This window comes from Spirillospora sp. NPDC048911 (assembly GCF_043198015.1).
In the GTDB taxonomy this organism is placed as follows: Bacteria; Actinomycetota; Actinomycetes; order Streptosporangiales; family Streptosporangiaceae; genus Spirillospora.
This window is the reverse complement of sequence record NZ_JBICUD010000001.1, coordinates 137,386-150,849: the sequence shown is the minus strand read 5'-3', so window position 1 is coordinate 150,849 and position 13,464 is coordinate 137,386. Positions and strand designations below refer to the sequence as shown.

At 71.4% G+C, this 13,464-nt stretch carries 16 protein-coding genes and 1 pseudogene; 7 read left to right on the top strand and 10 right to left on the bottom strand.

Going from position 1 to position 13,464, the window contains the following annotated elements; all coding sequences use genetic code 11:
• The first annotated feature begins 200 nt into the window (after positions 1–200).
• From ACGFNU_RS00690 to ACGFNU_RS00680, 3 genes are read left to right on the top strand one after another with little or no spacing between them, the layout of a single operon-like run.
• On the top strand, positions 201–1,310 hold the full coding sequence (locus ACGFNU_RS00690) for a hypothetical protein (RefSeq protein ID WP_392589110.1): 1,110 nt from the start codon (positions 201–203) through the stop codon (positions 1,308–1,310).
• Positions 1,307–2,371: an ABC transporter ATP-binding protein gene (locus ACGFNU_RS00685; RefSeq protein ID WP_392589109.1), complete on the top strand. Its 1,065-nt coding sequence runs from the start codon at positions 1,307–1,309 to the stop codon at positions 2,369–2,371. Before ACGFNU_RS00690 ends, ACGFNU_RS00685 begins: the two co-directional genes overlap by 4 nt.
• Entirely contained in the window at positions 2,368–3,198 is an 831-nt protein-coding gene (locus ACGFNU_RS00680) for an ABC transporter permease (RefSeq protein ID WP_392589108.1), read from the top strand. The genes ACGFNU_RS00685 and ACGFNU_RS00680 overlap by 4 nt, the downstream gene beginning before the upstream one ends.
• 4 nt (positions 3,199–3,202) lie before the next feature.
• Here the strand turns inward: ACGFNU_RS00680 and ACGFNU_RS00675 are convergent, their stop codons facing one another.
• Positions 3,203–3,994 (bottom strand): esterase/lipase family protein, encoded by a 792-nt coding sequence (locus tag ACGFNU_RS00675; RefSeq protein ID WP_392589107.1) that lies wholly within the window; start codon positions 3,992–3,994, stop codon positions 3,203–3,205.
• A gap of 232 nt (positions 3,995–4,226) precedes the next feature.
• Between ACGFNU_RS00675 and ACGFNU_RS00670 the strand changes: the two genes are divergently transcribed.
• Genes ACGFNU_RS00670 through ACGFNU_RS00660 form a run of 3 tightly spaced genes read left to right on the top strand, consistent with a single transcriptional unit; the run spans position 4,227 to position 5,711 of the window.
• A complete protein-coding gene (locus tag ACGFNU_RS00670) occupies positions 4,227–4,529 on the top strand; it encodes a PTS sugar transporter subunit IIB (RefSeq protein ID WP_392589106.1) in 303 nt (100 codons plus the stop codon).
• Positions 4,526–4,963, top strand: a complete 438-nt coding sequence (locus tag ACGFNU_RS00665; protein ID WP_392589105.1) for a PTS sugar transporter subunit IIA — start codon at positions 4,526–4,528, stop codon at positions 4,961–4,963. The genes ACGFNU_RS00670 and ACGFNU_RS00665 overlap by 4 nt, the downstream gene beginning before the upstream one ends.
• Complete coding sequence (locus ACGFNU_RS00660) at positions 4,956–5,711, top strand: sugar isomerase domain-containing protein (protein ID WP_392589104.1); 756 nt, start codon at positions 4,956–4,958, stop codon at positions 5,709–5,711. The genes ACGFNU_RS00665 and ACGFNU_RS00660 overlap by 8 nt, the downstream gene beginning before the upstream one ends.
• Here the strand turns inward: ACGFNU_RS00660 and ACGFNU_RS00655 are convergent.
• A complete protein-coding gene (locus tag ACGFNU_RS00655; RefSeq protein ID WP_392589103.1) occupies positions 5,705–7,150 on the bottom strand; it encodes a hypothetical protein in 1,446 nt (481 codons plus the stop codon). The two genes, ACGFNU_RS00660 and ACGFNU_RS00655, sit on opposite strands and share 7 nt — an antisense overlap.
• Positions 7,151–7,321: 171 nt before the next feature.
• Positions 7,322–8,137: an NAD(P)H-binding protein gene (locus tag ACGFNU_RS00650; RefSeq protein WP_392589102.1), complete on the bottom strand. Its 816-nt coding sequence runs from the start codon at positions 8,135–8,137 to the stop codon at positions 7,322–7,324.
• A gap of 105 nt (positions 8,138–8,242) precedes the next feature.
• Between ACGFNU_RS00650 and ACGFNU_RS00645 the strand changes: the two genes are divergently transcribed.
• The gene (locus ACGFNU_RS00645) at positions 8,243–8,728 is read left to right on the top strand and encodes a MarR family winged helix-turn-helix transcriptional regulator (protein ID WP_392589101.1); all 486 of its coding nucleotides are present in this window, start codon (positions 8,243–8,245) and stop codon (positions 8,726–8,728) included.
• A gap of 61 nt (positions 8,729–8,789) precedes the next feature.
• Here ACGFNU_RS00645 and ACGFNU_RS00640 read toward each other — a convergent pair whose 3' ends face one another.
• From ACGFNU_RS00640 to ACGFNU_RS00610, 7 genes and pseudogenes are all read right to left on the bottom strand, one after another.
• Positions 8,790–10,001 (bottom strand): hypothetical protein, encoded by a 1,212-nt coding sequence (locus tag ACGFNU_RS00640; RefSeq protein ID WP_392589100.1) that lies wholly within the window; start codon positions 9,999–10,001, stop codon positions 8,790–8,792.
• Positions 9,899–10,330: a hypothetical protein gene (locus ACGFNU_RS00635; RefSeq protein WP_392589099.1), complete on the bottom strand. Its 432-nt coding sequence runs from the start codon at positions 10,328–10,330 to the stop codon at positions 9,899–9,901. The genes ACGFNU_RS00640 and ACGFNU_RS00635 overlap by 103 nt, the downstream gene beginning before the upstream one ends.
• Before the next feature lie 119 nt (positions 10,331–10,449).
• On the bottom strand, positions 10,450–10,713 hold the full coding sequence (locus ACGFNU_RS00630; RefSeq protein ID WP_392589098.1) for a hypothetical protein: 264 nt from the start codon (positions 10,711–10,713) through the stop codon (positions 10,450–10,452).
• A complete protein-coding gene (locus tag ACGFNU_RS00625; protein WP_392589097.1) occupies positions 10,713–11,195 on the bottom strand; it encodes an HU family DNA-binding protein in 483 nt (160 codons plus the stop codon). Before ACGFNU_RS00625 ends, ACGFNU_RS00630 begins: the two co-directional genes overlap by 1 nt.
• 117 nt (positions 11,196–11,312) lie before the next feature.
• A pseudogene (locus tag ACGFNU_RS00620) lies at positions 11,313–11,519 on the bottom strand (cell division protein SepF); the annotation flags it as partial.
• A 27-nt stretch (positions 11,520–11,546) separates the two neighbouring features.
• Complete coding sequence (locus ACGFNU_RS00615; protein ID WP_392589096.1) at positions 11,547–12,218, bottom strand: response regulator; 672 nt, start codon at positions 12,216–12,218, stop codon at positions 11,547–11,549.
• The gene (locus tag ACGFNU_RS00610; protein WP_392589095.1) at positions 12,215–13,363 is read right to left on the bottom strand and encodes a sensor histidine kinase; all 1,149 of its coding nucleotides are present in this window, start codon (positions 13,361–13,363) and stop codon (positions 12,215–12,217) included. The genes ACGFNU_RS00615 and ACGFNU_RS00610 overlap by 4 nt, the downstream gene beginning before the upstream one ends.
• Positions 13,364–13,464: the final 101 nt, after the last annotated feature.

Sequence of the window (13,464 nt, the reverse complement as noted above, 5' to 3'; positions counted from 1 at the left end):
GCAGCGCCCCCGGAACCCGGCCAGGCCCAAACCTGAACGCCGCTCGAACTCCTCCGTTCGTTCGCTGGTGGGACGGCTCTTTAGGCTGCTTTTACACCTCACCTCGTTAGGTGCAAGTCAAGATCAGTGAATCTGGGAGCGCTTCCAGGGAAGTGCTTCGGAACGGTGCATTTCGGGAACGCCGACGTACGGTGGCAAAGGTGAGCGTGGTTCGCGGTGAGGCGCGGCGCCGGTGGCTTCTGGTCGCGGCGCTGGTGGCGGCGTTGTGTTCGGCGCCGTTCGCGATCGCCGCGATCCCGGCCGGCGGGACGAGCGTCGAGCCTCAGAAGCTGCGCGAGCTGATCCTCGGTTCGGCCGGACGGCCCTACCAGGGCGTCGTGGAGAGCACCGGCTCGCTGGGTCTGCCCGACCTCCCCGGCCTGGACGAGGCGACCGGGCTGCTCGGCGGCACCTCGCGCATGCGGGTCTGGTACGACGCGCGGGAGAGCTGGCGAGTGGCCCTCATGACCGCGACCGGCGAGCGCGACTTCCTGCGGTCGAAGGACGGCCTCGCCATCTGGGACTACGAGACCGAGCAGCTGACCAGGATCCAGGGCGCGCCAGCCGTCCGGCTCCCGAACGCCGCCGATCTGATGCCGCCCGACCTCGCCCGCAGGATGCTGCGCCTCGCCACCCCGGCCGACCGCGTGACCGGCCTCGACACCCGCCGCGTCGCGGGCCGCGCCGCCGCCGGGCTGCGCGTGACGACCGCCGATTCCGCCACCACGATCGGCTCCGTGGACATCTGGGCCGACCCTGAGACGGGGGTACCGCTTGAAGTACGGATCGTTCCGCGCGGAGGGGGCCGGGCCGTGCTGACGTCCCGGCTCCTCGACGTGCGCTTCGCGCGGCCCGCCGCGTCCGCCGTCGCGCCGCGGTTCTCGCGCGGGGTGCGGATGTCGGAGGTCGACACCTTCGACCTGCTCGCCCGCCTGGCGTCGCGGACGGCGGAGCGCATGCCGGGGTCGCTGGCGGGCCGCCCGGCGCTGGACTCCACGCCGTCCATCGCGAGTGTCCGCGCCTACTCGGGCGGGTTCTCGTCGTTCGTCGTCGCGCCGCTGCCCGGCCGCTACGGGCGGCGGGTCTTCGAGGCGGCGCGCACGGCCGGCGCGGGGCAGCTCGCGGTGTCGCGGGGCGAGGCGCTCGCGCTGCAGACCTCGGTGCTGACGGCCGTTCTGGTCCGCGACGAGCCGATCGGCCGGACGTTCCTGCTGGCCGGAGCGGTACGGCCGGAGCTGCTCCGCACCGCCGCCGACGAGCTGATCTCATGATCGTCACACGGGCGCTGACCAAGCGGTTCGGGCGCATCACCGCCGTGCACGAGGTCGGCCTGAACGTGCGGGAGGGCGACCGGTACGGGCTGCTCGGGCCGAACGGCTCGGGCAAGACTACGCTCGTGCGGATGATCCTCGGGCTGGTGTACGCGACGTCCGGCGAGATCGAGGTGATGGGAAAGCCCATCCCGCGCAGGACGGGCGAAGTGCTCCGCGAGGTCGGCGCGCTGGTGGAGGGGCCCGGCGCGTACACGCATCTCTCCGGCCGGGCCAACCTCGCCTTCCTCGACGCCGCCGGCCCTGGCGGCGGCGGGTCGCGCAAGGCCCGGCGGCTCCGCGTCGAGGAGGCGCTGGCGCGGGTCGGGCTCTCCGGCGTCGACGACCGGCCCGTCAAGACGTACTCGCTCGGGATGCGGCAGCGCCTCGGCCTCGCCGCCGCGCTGCTGCACGAGCCCAAGCTGCTGGTGCTGGACGAACCCACCAACGGCCTTGACCCGCAGGGCATCCGCGAGGTGCGCGACCTGCTGGAGGAGCTCAACGCGAACGGTACGACGATCTTCCTGTGCAGCCATCTCCTCGGCGAGGTCGAGCAGCTGTGCACGCGCGTGGGCGTGATGGACCGCGGCCACCTCGTGCTCGAACAGGAGATGAGCGAGGTGCGCTCGCCCACCGGCCGGGTCGTCGTCCACACGCCCGACGCCGACCGGGCGGCGGCGCTGCTCGACGGCGGGGTCGAGCACCGGGACGGCGCGCGGCTGCTGGTCCGGACGGCCGACGCCGCCGAGCTCAACGCCCGTCTCGTCCGCGAGGGCCTGCGGGTGGACGAGATCCACGTCCAGCGGCGAACGCTCGAAGACGTGGTGCTGGAGGCCACCGGGCCCGGCTCCGACCGGCTGGACGCGGAGCCCGCCGCCGAGCTGGACGAGCCCGGCGTGCGCGTGGACGGGGTGCGCAAGGTCGAGGTCCATCGGAGTTCAAGCCCGGGCTCAGGTTCGGGATTCGAGCCGGGCGCCGAGCCGGACGCCTGGCAGGGAACATCGCGGGAGTTCCTCGAATGATCGTCACTGAACTGGCCAAGCTCGTGCGGCGCCCGCGTACCTGGGTCTCGCTGGCCCTGCTCTGCGGCCTCCCGGGCATCGTCGCGATCTTCCTCGGCGTCACCGAGGTCGCGCCGCCGCCGGGGGAGGGGCCGACCTTCCTGTCCGCCGTCCTGTCGAACGGCTCGCTGTATCCGGCGGCCGCGCTCGCCATGGTGCTGCCGCTGTTCCTGCCGGTCTCGGTGGCGGTGGTCGGCGGCGACTCCATCGCGGGCGAGGCGGGCTCGGGCATGCTGCGCTACCTGCTGCTCCGGCCGGTCGGCCGCACCCGGCTCCTGGTGGCCAAGCTCGTCGCGCTCACGGCGTACGTGATGCTCGCGGTCGTGGCCGTCGCCGTCACCTCGTACGCCATCGGGGTTGCGATCTTCGGCACCGAGCCCGCGTCCGCGCTCGCCGGGTCCGAGCTGATCACCTCGGTGTCGGGGACGGGACTGTCGGACGTCCAGGTGGCCCTCCGCATCACCTACGCCGTGCTCTACATCGGGGTCTCGATGCTCGGCGTCGGCGCGCTGGCCCTCTTCCTCTCCACGTTCACCGACTCGCCGCTGGCGGCGGCCCTGGGCGCGCTCGCGGCCCTGGTGACCAGCCAGGTGCTCGTCACGCTCGACGCGGCCGCGTCCGTCCAGCCCTACCTGGTGACCCGCTACTGGCTGGCCTGGGTCGACTTCTTCCGCGACCCGATCCTGTGGCGGGACATCGAACGCGGCCTGGCGTTGCAGGCGGTCTATGTGGGCGTCCTGCTGGCGGCGGCCTGGGCCAATTTCGCCACCCGCGACGTCACGAGCTGAGGCGTCACGAGCTGAGAGGGCCGCAGGCCTTCGGGGTCTCGAACGGGCCCGCGCCGAGCGCGCGCAGCACGATCCCGACGACCCTGGGATCCGACGGCAGTTGCCCGTGCCCGGTGCGCGCGTCGGGACAGACGTCCTGGAGCCGCACGTTGAGGGCGTCATTGAGCCGGGACGAGTCTGGAGGCGTCACGGTGTCGTCCTGCATCGTCCAGACCGACATCAGCGGCGGCCGTTCGGGGGCCTCGTCGCCGAGCCCCCGCAGCAACGAGCTGCCCGGCACGAGCTGCCGGCAGGCCGTCGGACACGCCACGGCGAACGCCGACCCGGCCGAGGCGAGCTCGGCCCCGTGATGCGGCGAACCCAGCGTGATGATGCGCCGGGCCTTCCCCGCACCCCCATACTCACGGGCCCAGAGGCGTGCGACGACCCCGCCCGCGGAGTGCGCCACGAGATCGACGGAGGGAGCACCGCCGCTCAGCGCGTCCGCCACGTACCGATCGACGGTCCGGGCCTGCTCCCGCAGATCGCCGCGCCCGTCCCCGGGAAGCGTCACGAGCTCGGCCTTGCGGCCCTCGCGCCGCAGCCGCCCGGCCAGGACCCGCAGCCCGTCCGAGCCGCCGCCGTAGCCGGGGATGAGCACCACGGTCCCCGGACGGTCCTGCGCGACCGGCCGGTCATCGCCGTCGGGCAGCAGGACGCGGACGGCCACGACGGCCGCGACCACGAGCAGCGTGACCGCGACTCCGCCCGCGAGCAGCCGCCGGCGCGGGCTGAGCGCGCCCCAAGCTCCGATCACGTTCGCCACCACCTCTACCGGTCTACCCGATGATCGTGGATTCGGTCAGTGGGCGGGCGAGAGCGCCGCTTCGGCACGTCGCCCCGGCCCTGAAAGTGGTATTGACCAGTTTGGGAATCGCGACGTACGCTCACAGCCGTCGGTACCTGGGACAGGTGAGATGGCCGGGCGCCGGGTGCGCCTCTCACCGTCCGAAGAGGTATTTACCATTTGCCATCCGAAGGAGAAACGAATGGCTCTGGACCGCAGACTGGACGTCCTGGCTGTCTGTGGCGTCGGCATGGGGTCCAGCCTCATGCTGAAGATGACGGCGGAGGACGCGCTGAGCGCCCTCGGTGTGGACGCCCGCGTCGAGAACACCGACGTCTCGACCGCGCGCGGCATGACCGCCGACGTCATCATCGGCCAGGGCATGCACACCAGCGAGATCACCGAGCTGGCCCCCATCGTCATCACGATCAGCGACTTCCTCGACAAGGAGGGACTGGAGGCGCAGCTGCGGGTGGCGCTGAGCGAGAAGGGATGGCTGGCATGACGGAGGTCGGGGCGCGCGACGCCGTCGTGGCCGCCGACTGGCGGTCCGCGGTCCGCGAGGCGGCCGTCCCGCTGGTCGAGCTCGGAGTAGCGGGGCTCGAGTACCCGGACGCGTGCGTCGAGGTCGTCGAACAGAACGGCCCGTACATCGTGCTCACCAAGGGTCTGGCGCTGGTGCACGCCCGTCCCGAGGACGGTGGGCTCGGGGTCGGTGTCGCGGTGACGCGCCTGGCCGCGCCGGTGGAGTTCGGGCATCCGGACAACGACCCCGTCGACCTGCTCCTCGCGTTCTGTACCACCGACCCGGACGCGCACGTCGCGTCGCTGTCCCGGCTGGCCCGGGCGCTCTCGGCGGGCTTGGCCGACCGGCTCCGCGGTGCGGCCGACCAGGATGCCCTGGCCGCCGAGTTGAAGGGGGCCCTTCCCGATGGCTGAGGTCTTCCCCGGCCGGGTCCGCGCGCTGCTCGACGAGCTCGACGCGCGGTCCGCGAAGGCGATCTCCGCGGCGGCGGCACTCCTCCTCGACGCCATCGAGTCCGACGGCATCGTGCATGTGGCCGGCGCCGGGCATTCACTCGCGCTCGTCTTCGAGACGTTCTACCGGGCAGGCGGGCTGGCTCCGGTGCGTCCGATGTGGGATCCGGCCGTGTTCCCGTTGCCGGACGCCCTGCGCAGCACCCGGGCCGAACGTCAGGAAGGGCTCGGGCGCACGGTCGTCCGAACGGCCGCGCTCGCCCGGCCGGACGTCGCCGTGGTCTTCTCGACGAGCGGCCGTAACCCCTACCCGGTCGAGATCGCCCAGGAGTGCGCGGCGCTGGACGTGCCGGTGATCGCGGTGACGTCGCGCACGGCGTCCGTCCGGGCGGCCGCGCGGACGGAGACCATGCTGGCGGACCACGCGACGGTCGTGATCGACACGGCCGTTCCGGCGGGCGACGTCCTCCATCCCGCCGACGCGCCGCGTACCGCCGCCGTGTCGACGATCCTGGCCTCGTACGCCTGGTCACGCCTGCTGGCCGACCTCGACGACCTCGCCGCCGCGCGCGACGTCGAGGTGCCGCGCTGGGTCAGCGCCAACGTCCCGGGCGGCGACGCGGTCAACCGCGGCCTGCTGGAGCGCTATCGCGACCGCATCCCCGAGCTCACGGGCACGGCCGAGGTGCTGTCGTCCTTCCGTCAGTAGGCGGGAAGCGCGAGCATCCGGGCGAGCAGGCGCGACAGGAAGACCGTCTCGCGATGCATCAGCCAGGGGTCGATCTTCCCTAGATGGCCGTCACGGGCGACCTGGACGAGGTAGGCCGGGCCGCTGATCAGCGTCGCGGTCGGGATGCCGAGCCGGTAGGGATAGGTGGCCTCGCCGTAGAGGCCCTTGCCGTACGGCTTGAGCACCGCCGTCCGCTCCAGGTCGTCCCGCTTGACCTGGTCGATGACGAGGCGGGTGAGCGCGGCGCTGTTGCCGGTGCCGATGATGGCGGGCTCGGGATGCCCGGTCGGGCCGTACACGCCGGTCGCAGGGTCTTCTGACCAGCCGAGCGCGCCGAGGTGCTCGGGGACGAGGGCCGCCACGATCCGGCGCCTGTACCCGGACTTCTTCAGCCAGCTGCCCAGGTCGGGCGTGCCTCGGTGCGCGCTCATGTGGTTGGGCGAGAAGACGAAGACGATGTCGCGCGGACGGCCGGCACGGGGCACGCGGGTGAAGTACTTCGCGAGCGCGAGGATGGCCGGCACGCCGTTCTCCTCGATCGCGTTCTGGCCGTCGGTGTGCGTCCCGACCATGACCGCCCCGGGCAGCGCGCCGCTCCCCTTGAGCTCGGCGGTCAGGTAGTCGATCGTGCTCTTCTTCTTCCTCGCGGTGAGCTTGAGCGTCGCGTTGACCGGACCCGCGTTCATCAGATCGCGGAGACGCCGCCCCTGGACGCGGTCGAGATGGAGCGCGGGCAGGCCTGCCGGCGGCTGCTGGTGGGGTGAGAACTGGCCATGGGCGAGCTCCGGTGGCAGATCCATGATGCTGACCATCGCGATCGCGCCGTTCTGCTTGGCGAGGCCGAGATCGAGCTGGCCCGGCACCGCCTGCCAGACGCGCGTGTAGTCCTCGACGCTGAGCTCCGGCGCTTGCTCGGGGCGGTGGATGTATTCGGCGAGGGGGAACATGGCGCTGGAGGGCCTGCTGATCGGGAAGTCGGCCACCACGATCCCGCGGCGAACGTTCGTCCGCCGGTAGTCGGCCTTCTGACCGGCCTTGACGTCGACGAGCCGGCCGCGCACACCTCGTCGCGACGTCTCCCCTGAGTACGGACGGTAGTAGGCGACTGGGATCTGATGCGTCCGGCCGTCCGCATCGGTCACCTTCAGGGACCACGACCGTGCCTCCCACTGGTCGAGGGGAACGGGATGGCGCCGCACCTTCAGCCCGTACGACTCCAGTTGCCGTTCCACCTTGCGCAGGTAGCGGCGGTGGGCGTCGCTTCCGGCGAAACGCGGCCCGAAGGCGGACATCTCCTCGACCCACCGGAAGAGCGTGCGGGCACTGACCAGCGTGGGGGCTTCAACGCCCGCGCCCGCCGGCTCAAGGACGCCACCGGCACCGAGCCCGGCGAGGGCCGTCCCAGCCGTGGTGCCCACGGCGCGAGCCAGAAACCGTCGACGATCGTAAGCGGCCAGGGAATCCTTCACCGGCCGACCGTACCGCCGCCCCACGCCTGGCCTGCGCATTCGCGCCCCTCGGCGGGTCCGGTCCACCCCGACCGCCGCGACAGCGCCGTCACGGGCGCAGGTTCGCGGCGAGTCTCATTGTCAGAAGGCGGCGGCGTTCTCGCGGGCCCACTGCTCGAAGGTGCGGGCGGGCTTGCCGAGGAGGGTCTCGGTGGTATCGGCGATGACGGCGGGTCCGGCGGAGGCGGCGGCCCAGAGGGCGAGCAGGGATCCGACCACCGGCGCCGGCATGTACCGGCCCATCTGCTGTTCGGCCTCCGCGTGGCTGATCTTCTCGACCGGGATCTCGCGGCCGGTGACGTCGGAGAGGATGGCGAGCTGCTCGCGGAAGGTGAGTGACCGCGCGCCGGTGAGGGTGATCGACCGGCCCCTCAGCGCGTCGCCGGTCAGCGCGTCGGCCGCGATGTCGGCGATGTCGTCGGGGTGGATGGGCGCGATGTTCGCGTCCGGATAGGCGAGCTGGATCGGCATGTTCTGCCCGATGAGGTAGCCCCAGCCGAGCGCGTTGCTGGCAAAGGCGTCGGGACGCAGGAACGTGCACGTGATGTTGGACGCCGCCAAGGCGCGCTCGACGATGAGGCTGTGCGAGGCCAGTGGGTCGGTGTCCGCATCGGGGCCGAGCACCGACGAGGACGACAGCAGGACGATGTGACTGACGCCCGCCGCCTCGGCGACCTTGACGAAGGCGTCGATGCCGTCCGGCGCGGGGTAGAGGAACACCTGGTCGACCCCGTGAAGCGCGGCTTCGAAGGTCTCGGGCCGGTCGAGCTTGAGCTCGATGACGTCGTCGCCGGAGGGCTCGGCGCTGGCGGCGCGGATGGGACGTCCGGCGGCTTGCAGGCGCTTGATGACGCCTTGGCCGACCTTGCCGCGGGCACCGGTGATGAGGATGGTCACTCGAACTCCATTTTTATGTATAGGAACATGTGCATGCATGCTTGCATGCATATAGTTTCACGTCAACACATGTCTTCTGTCCGGCATAGATATACGATGGGGCGCATGACGGACGAGCCGATGACGGCGGACGAGCTGCTGGACGCCGTGGGCCCGGCGTTCTCCAAGCTGCGGCGCACCTCACTGCTGGAGGTCGAGAACCCGGTCTCGGCCAAGGACCTCAGCCGGACGCTCGTCCTCAACATCGTTCTGGAGCACACGAAAGACTCCGCCAAGGAGGTCACCGTCGGCGCGGTGGCCGAACTCCTGGCGGTCGATCCCTCGGTCGCCAGCCGCATGGTCACCGACAACATCAAGGCCGGCTATCTGATCCGCGCCGCCTCCCAGCAGGACGGCCGCCGTACGGTCCTCCAGCTCAGCCCCCAGGGCGTCGAACTCATGGACCGCTTCCGCCGCCACCAGCGTTCGGCGTTCGAATACATCACGGCCGACTGGCAGGAGAAGGACCGCCTGGAATTCGCCCGGCTGATGCTGAAGTACGTCGACTCCCTGGCGGGGCTCCGCGAACGTGGCCTGGCCAAGGACGCCTAGCTCGACGACCTGTGCGTGGAGCGCGGCCGGGACGGTGGCCCCGGCCGCGCTCCGGTTCAGGTCAGGGCTGCTTCGCCGGTGTGGATGGGCCTTGGTAGATGGAGTTGATGACGATCGGCCACGTCGCTCGTGGCCAGCTGCGGAACGTGATCTCGCTTCCGGCGACGGTGGCGTGGCCCTTGCCGACCTTGAAGGTCGCGACGTTGGCCAGGCCGCCCAGCGCCGACGTTCCGGCGGCGTATCCGCTGGCGAGCAGATCCCCGTCGCCCGGGTAGGTGGACGCGACGTCCGCCTCACCCTGGATCTTGAACGCGGCGTCCCGGTTGTACCAGACCGGCCAGCTCTCCGGCATGCCCCAGGCGGCCGGGACCGCAGGCTTGTACGAGGCGCGCAGCAGGGCGCCCGGGGCGTTGACCGACGACGGCGCGGCGTTCTCCATCGGCAGGTCGAGCAGGTCGCGGGCGGTCAGCGAGGAGCTGCCGATCGCGACCAGGTTGCCGCCGCCGGAGACGAATCCGGCCAGCGCCGACCAGCCCTTCTCGCCGACGCCGCGCGCCCACGCGAACTCCGGCGGGTTCTTGGCGGGGTCGAGTCCCTCGACGATCGTGTTCTTGGAGACGCCGTCGGCCAGGACGATCGTGTCGTACCGTCCCCGCAGGTCGGCGTAGTCGTCCGCGCTCACGACCTTGTAGTTGATGCCGTACTGGTCGAGCATCCACATCATCCAGCCGCCGGGCATGTTGTTCGCGCCGCGCACCAGCCCGACGCGCGTTCCGGGCTTCAGCTTGAATCCGTCGACCTTGGGCAGCGCGTCCGTCCCGTACACCTGCAACCCGGTCGCTGCCGAGATCGCCTCCAGCGTCTGGCGCGCTGTCGCGGATGGTGGGACGAGCACGGTGCCGGGCGCGAACGTGCGCCCGCCGGTCTCGAACTTCTCAGCCGTTCTGAAGACGGGCACGTTCGCCTTCTGCAGCCGCGACAGGACGTGCGCGACGCCGTACGACTCCGGCGGGACGAGGTACGCGCCGCGCGGCGCGTTCGGCATCCGCACGGCCTGCGGAACGACCCGCTGCACCCGCCGCAGTTGCGCGGTGAACGCCTTGTCCACGGCGTCGACGTCGACGCCCATCAGCAGCCCGACATTGTCGGTCGTCTCGCTATACGGCATGATCAGCGGGCACTCGGCGCACTTGCGCGCCGCCTTCTCCGGATACTTGTCGATCTTGAGGAGCTGGTCGATCCACCGGCCCAGCGGCTGGCGTGTCCGCAGCACGTACGATCCCGCCGCGTACCTCTCGCCGCCCGCCGTGAACGGCGCCGCGCCTGCTCGATCTCCACCCGTCCGAACTCGAACAGCCGCATCATCTCCAGCACGGCGAACGGGTCACGCTGCCCCGCCGGTACCACGTACGCGTACGGCGTGCCCGGCACCACGTCCGGCAGCGCCACGCCGTTGCGGGCCACCTGGTAGAGGTTGTTGAACAGCCACGACTCGCCGTTCTTCGCGACGTTCTCGATGCCCGCGTACGCAGCGGTCTTCGCGTACGCCACGATCTGCTCGAGCGTCCACGTGGCCTGGTCGTACGGCTGCAGCATGCGCATCGTCATGTTCTGCGGGCCGAGCGGCTTGCCGTCCGGGCTGGTGAACGGGTAGGCGAGATCCTTCGCGGAGGCGATCTCGGTCAGGAACAGCGACGTCGACGTGGACGAACTCCGGGTGCCTAGCCGCGCAGATCGTCCAGTTCGGCGGCGACCTCGGCGAGCTCCTCCGGACGGCCGTCGATCCAGGAGGACGCGCCGAACCAGTGGCCCCAGATCGCCCGAACCTGTTCCGCCGTGACGGGGGAGCCGCCCCGGACGAGTTCGACCAGGTCGTTCACCTCAGGGTCGTACTCGTCCTCGGGCGCTCCCCCTTCCAGAAGCCCCTCCGGATCGCGCCCGTTGACGATCGCCCGAACGGCCTCGAAGACACCGTCGCCGGTCACTACGACTTCTTGGACTTCTTCGGCTTCTTCGTGGAGGCCTTCTTGGCGTTCGCGGGCTTGGCGGCCTTGGCGGCCCTGGCCTCCGCAGGCTTGGCCTTGCCGTCCGCGGCCTTGGCCTTCTTCTTCTTGTTCTTCTTCGGCTTGGAGCCCTTGGGCTCGTCGACCACCGCGGCGGTCTCCGCCTCCGCGACCGCGGTCGCGGAGGCGCCGTCGGCGACGCGGCTCTTGAAGGTCTGCCCGATGCGGAACCGCGGCACCTGAGCGGCCGCGACCTCGACCGGGAGCCCGGTGCGGGGGTTGCGCGCCTTGCGCGCCGGCCGGTCAAAGCTGTCGAACGTGCCGAACCCGGTGACCATCACGCGGTCGCCGCCCGCCACGCTCGCCATGATGGTCTCGAAGATCGCGTCCACATGACGGCGGGCCGCCGCCTGGTCGCTCCCGGCGCGAGCCGCCACCGCCTCGATCAGTTCGCCTTTGTTCATGCGGATTCCTCCCGTTCGGCCTGGTGGTCAGGCTAGACCAGCCGTGTCGAGGGCGAAAGCCCTGCTCACGAGGCCCCGCGCGGGTCAGGCGAGGTCGGTGGCCTCGGGGACGAGGGGTGGGGTGAGGAGGAAGACCTTGGGGGTCACCCGTTCCATGGCACCGCCCCGGCCGACGATGAGCCCGGCGGCGAAGTCGACGAGGGGGAGGGCGTCGGCGTCGGTCATCGCGGTCAGATCCATGATCACGGCGATGCCCTGGCGGAAGAAGTGTCCGACGTAGTAGACCTCGTTGTAGCTGGTGGGGTGCAGCGTCTTGACCACCGCCCCAGTCTGCCCGCTCGATCTTGAACGTCAAGAGCGGGGCGGCGCGACCAGCCCGGATTCGTAGGCGATGATGACCAGGTGAACGCGGTCGCGGGCGTCGAGCTTGGTGAAGAGGCGCGCCACGTGGGCCTTGACGGTGGCCATGCTGATGGAGAGCTCGGCGGCTATCTCGGCGTTCGCCAAACCGCGGCCGACCAGGGTGAGCACCTCGCGTTCGCGGCCGGTGACGCCGTCCAGGGGGCGGTGCCGGGACGCGGGCGCCGAGCGGCCGGCCGCGGGCGCCGGGCGGTCGGCGAACTCCTCGATCAGGCGGCGGGTGACGCTCGGCGCGATCAGCGCGTCGCCGGCGGCCACGACGCGGATGGCGTTGAGGATCTCCTCCAGCGCCATGTCCTTGACGAGGAAGCCGCTCGCGCCCGCCCGGAGCGAGCCGTAGACGTACTCGTCGTCGTCGAACGTGGTGAGCATGAGGACGCGGGTGTCCCGGGAGATCGCCCGGGTGGCCTCGATGCCGTCCATGCCGGGCATGCGGATGTCCATGACGACGACGTCCGGCCGGGTCGCGCGGACGAGGTCGATGGCTTCGGAGCCCGTCCCGGCCTCGCCGACGATGGTGAGGTCGGGGGTGTCGGCGATGAGGACGCGGAGTCCCGTGCGGATGAGGGGCTGGTCGTCGGCCAGCACGACGGTGACGGTCATGCCGGCAGCCGGGCCGAGACGCGGAAGCCGCCCTCGGGCCGGGGGCCCGCGGTGAAGTGGCCGTTCAGCAGGCCGGCGCGTTCGCGCATCCCGACGATCCCGTAGCCGGTGCCCGGCGCGGCGCGGCCGGTGCCGTCATCGGTGATCTCGATGGCCAGCGCTTCGTCCCGGTAGTCGACGACCACCTGGCAGGTGGCGGTGTTCGCGTGGCGGACCACGTTGGTGACGGCCTCCTGGATGATCCGGAACGCGGAGAGGTCGAGATCCGGGGAGAGGGATCGGGGGGTGCCGCGCCGTTGGACGTCGACCTTGACACCGGCGTCGAGCGTCGTGGCCACCAGGCGGTCGAGGTCGGCGAGGCCGGGAGTGGGCGCGAGCGGGGCGGCCTCGCGTTCGGCGCCGGGTTCGGTGTCGGCCCGGCGGAGGGCCCCGAGCATGCCGCGCAGCCCGGTCAGCGTCTCCCGGCTGGTCGCCTCGATGGCGGCGAGCGCGTTGCGGGCCTCGGCGGGCTGGGTGTCGATCACGCGGTTGCCCACCCCGGCCTGGATGGCGATGACGCCGATGCTGTGGGCGACCATGTCGTGCAGTTCGCGGGCGATCCGGAGCCGTTCGGCGGCGACGGCCTGGCCCACGGCCCGCGCGGCGAGTTCCTTGGCGTGCGCGCGGCGTTCGCGGATCGAGTTGCCGGTGACCCAGGCGGCGGCGACCGCCACGGCCGCCAGGACGACGACGGTGTCGACGACGCCGGTGGAGAAGCCGGCGGAGGCCGTCTGCACGGTGAGCGCCAGAGCGGCGGCGGTGAGCGAGACCCGTGGCGACCGGGTGGCGGCGATGTACCCGACGGCGGAGTCGGTGATCAACAGCTCCCAGTAGCCGATCTCCACGTTCGGCATCTCCTGCAGTGCCGTGAACCAGCCGGCGAGGAGGAGCGCGAGGGCGGCCAGCGGCCGGTAGCGCAGCAGGGACGCGACCACCGTGGTGAACGCGGCGATCGAGAGGATCTCCGTGGGCGTGAAACCGTCGTGCCCGGCCCACATGGCGGCGTACATGACGGCGGGATAGGGGAGGGCGAGGCCCCAGGTCAGCGCCCTCAGGACACGCGGCGGCACGCGGCGCGGCCTCGCGGGGCGTGACGTGGCGATCATGCCCCTGATCGTACGGCGCGATCGTCGTCGCGGACATTGGCCCGTGGACGTACGCCCGTGGGCTCATATCCCGCGGTAGTACGTCCGGGGGCCAGGCGGGA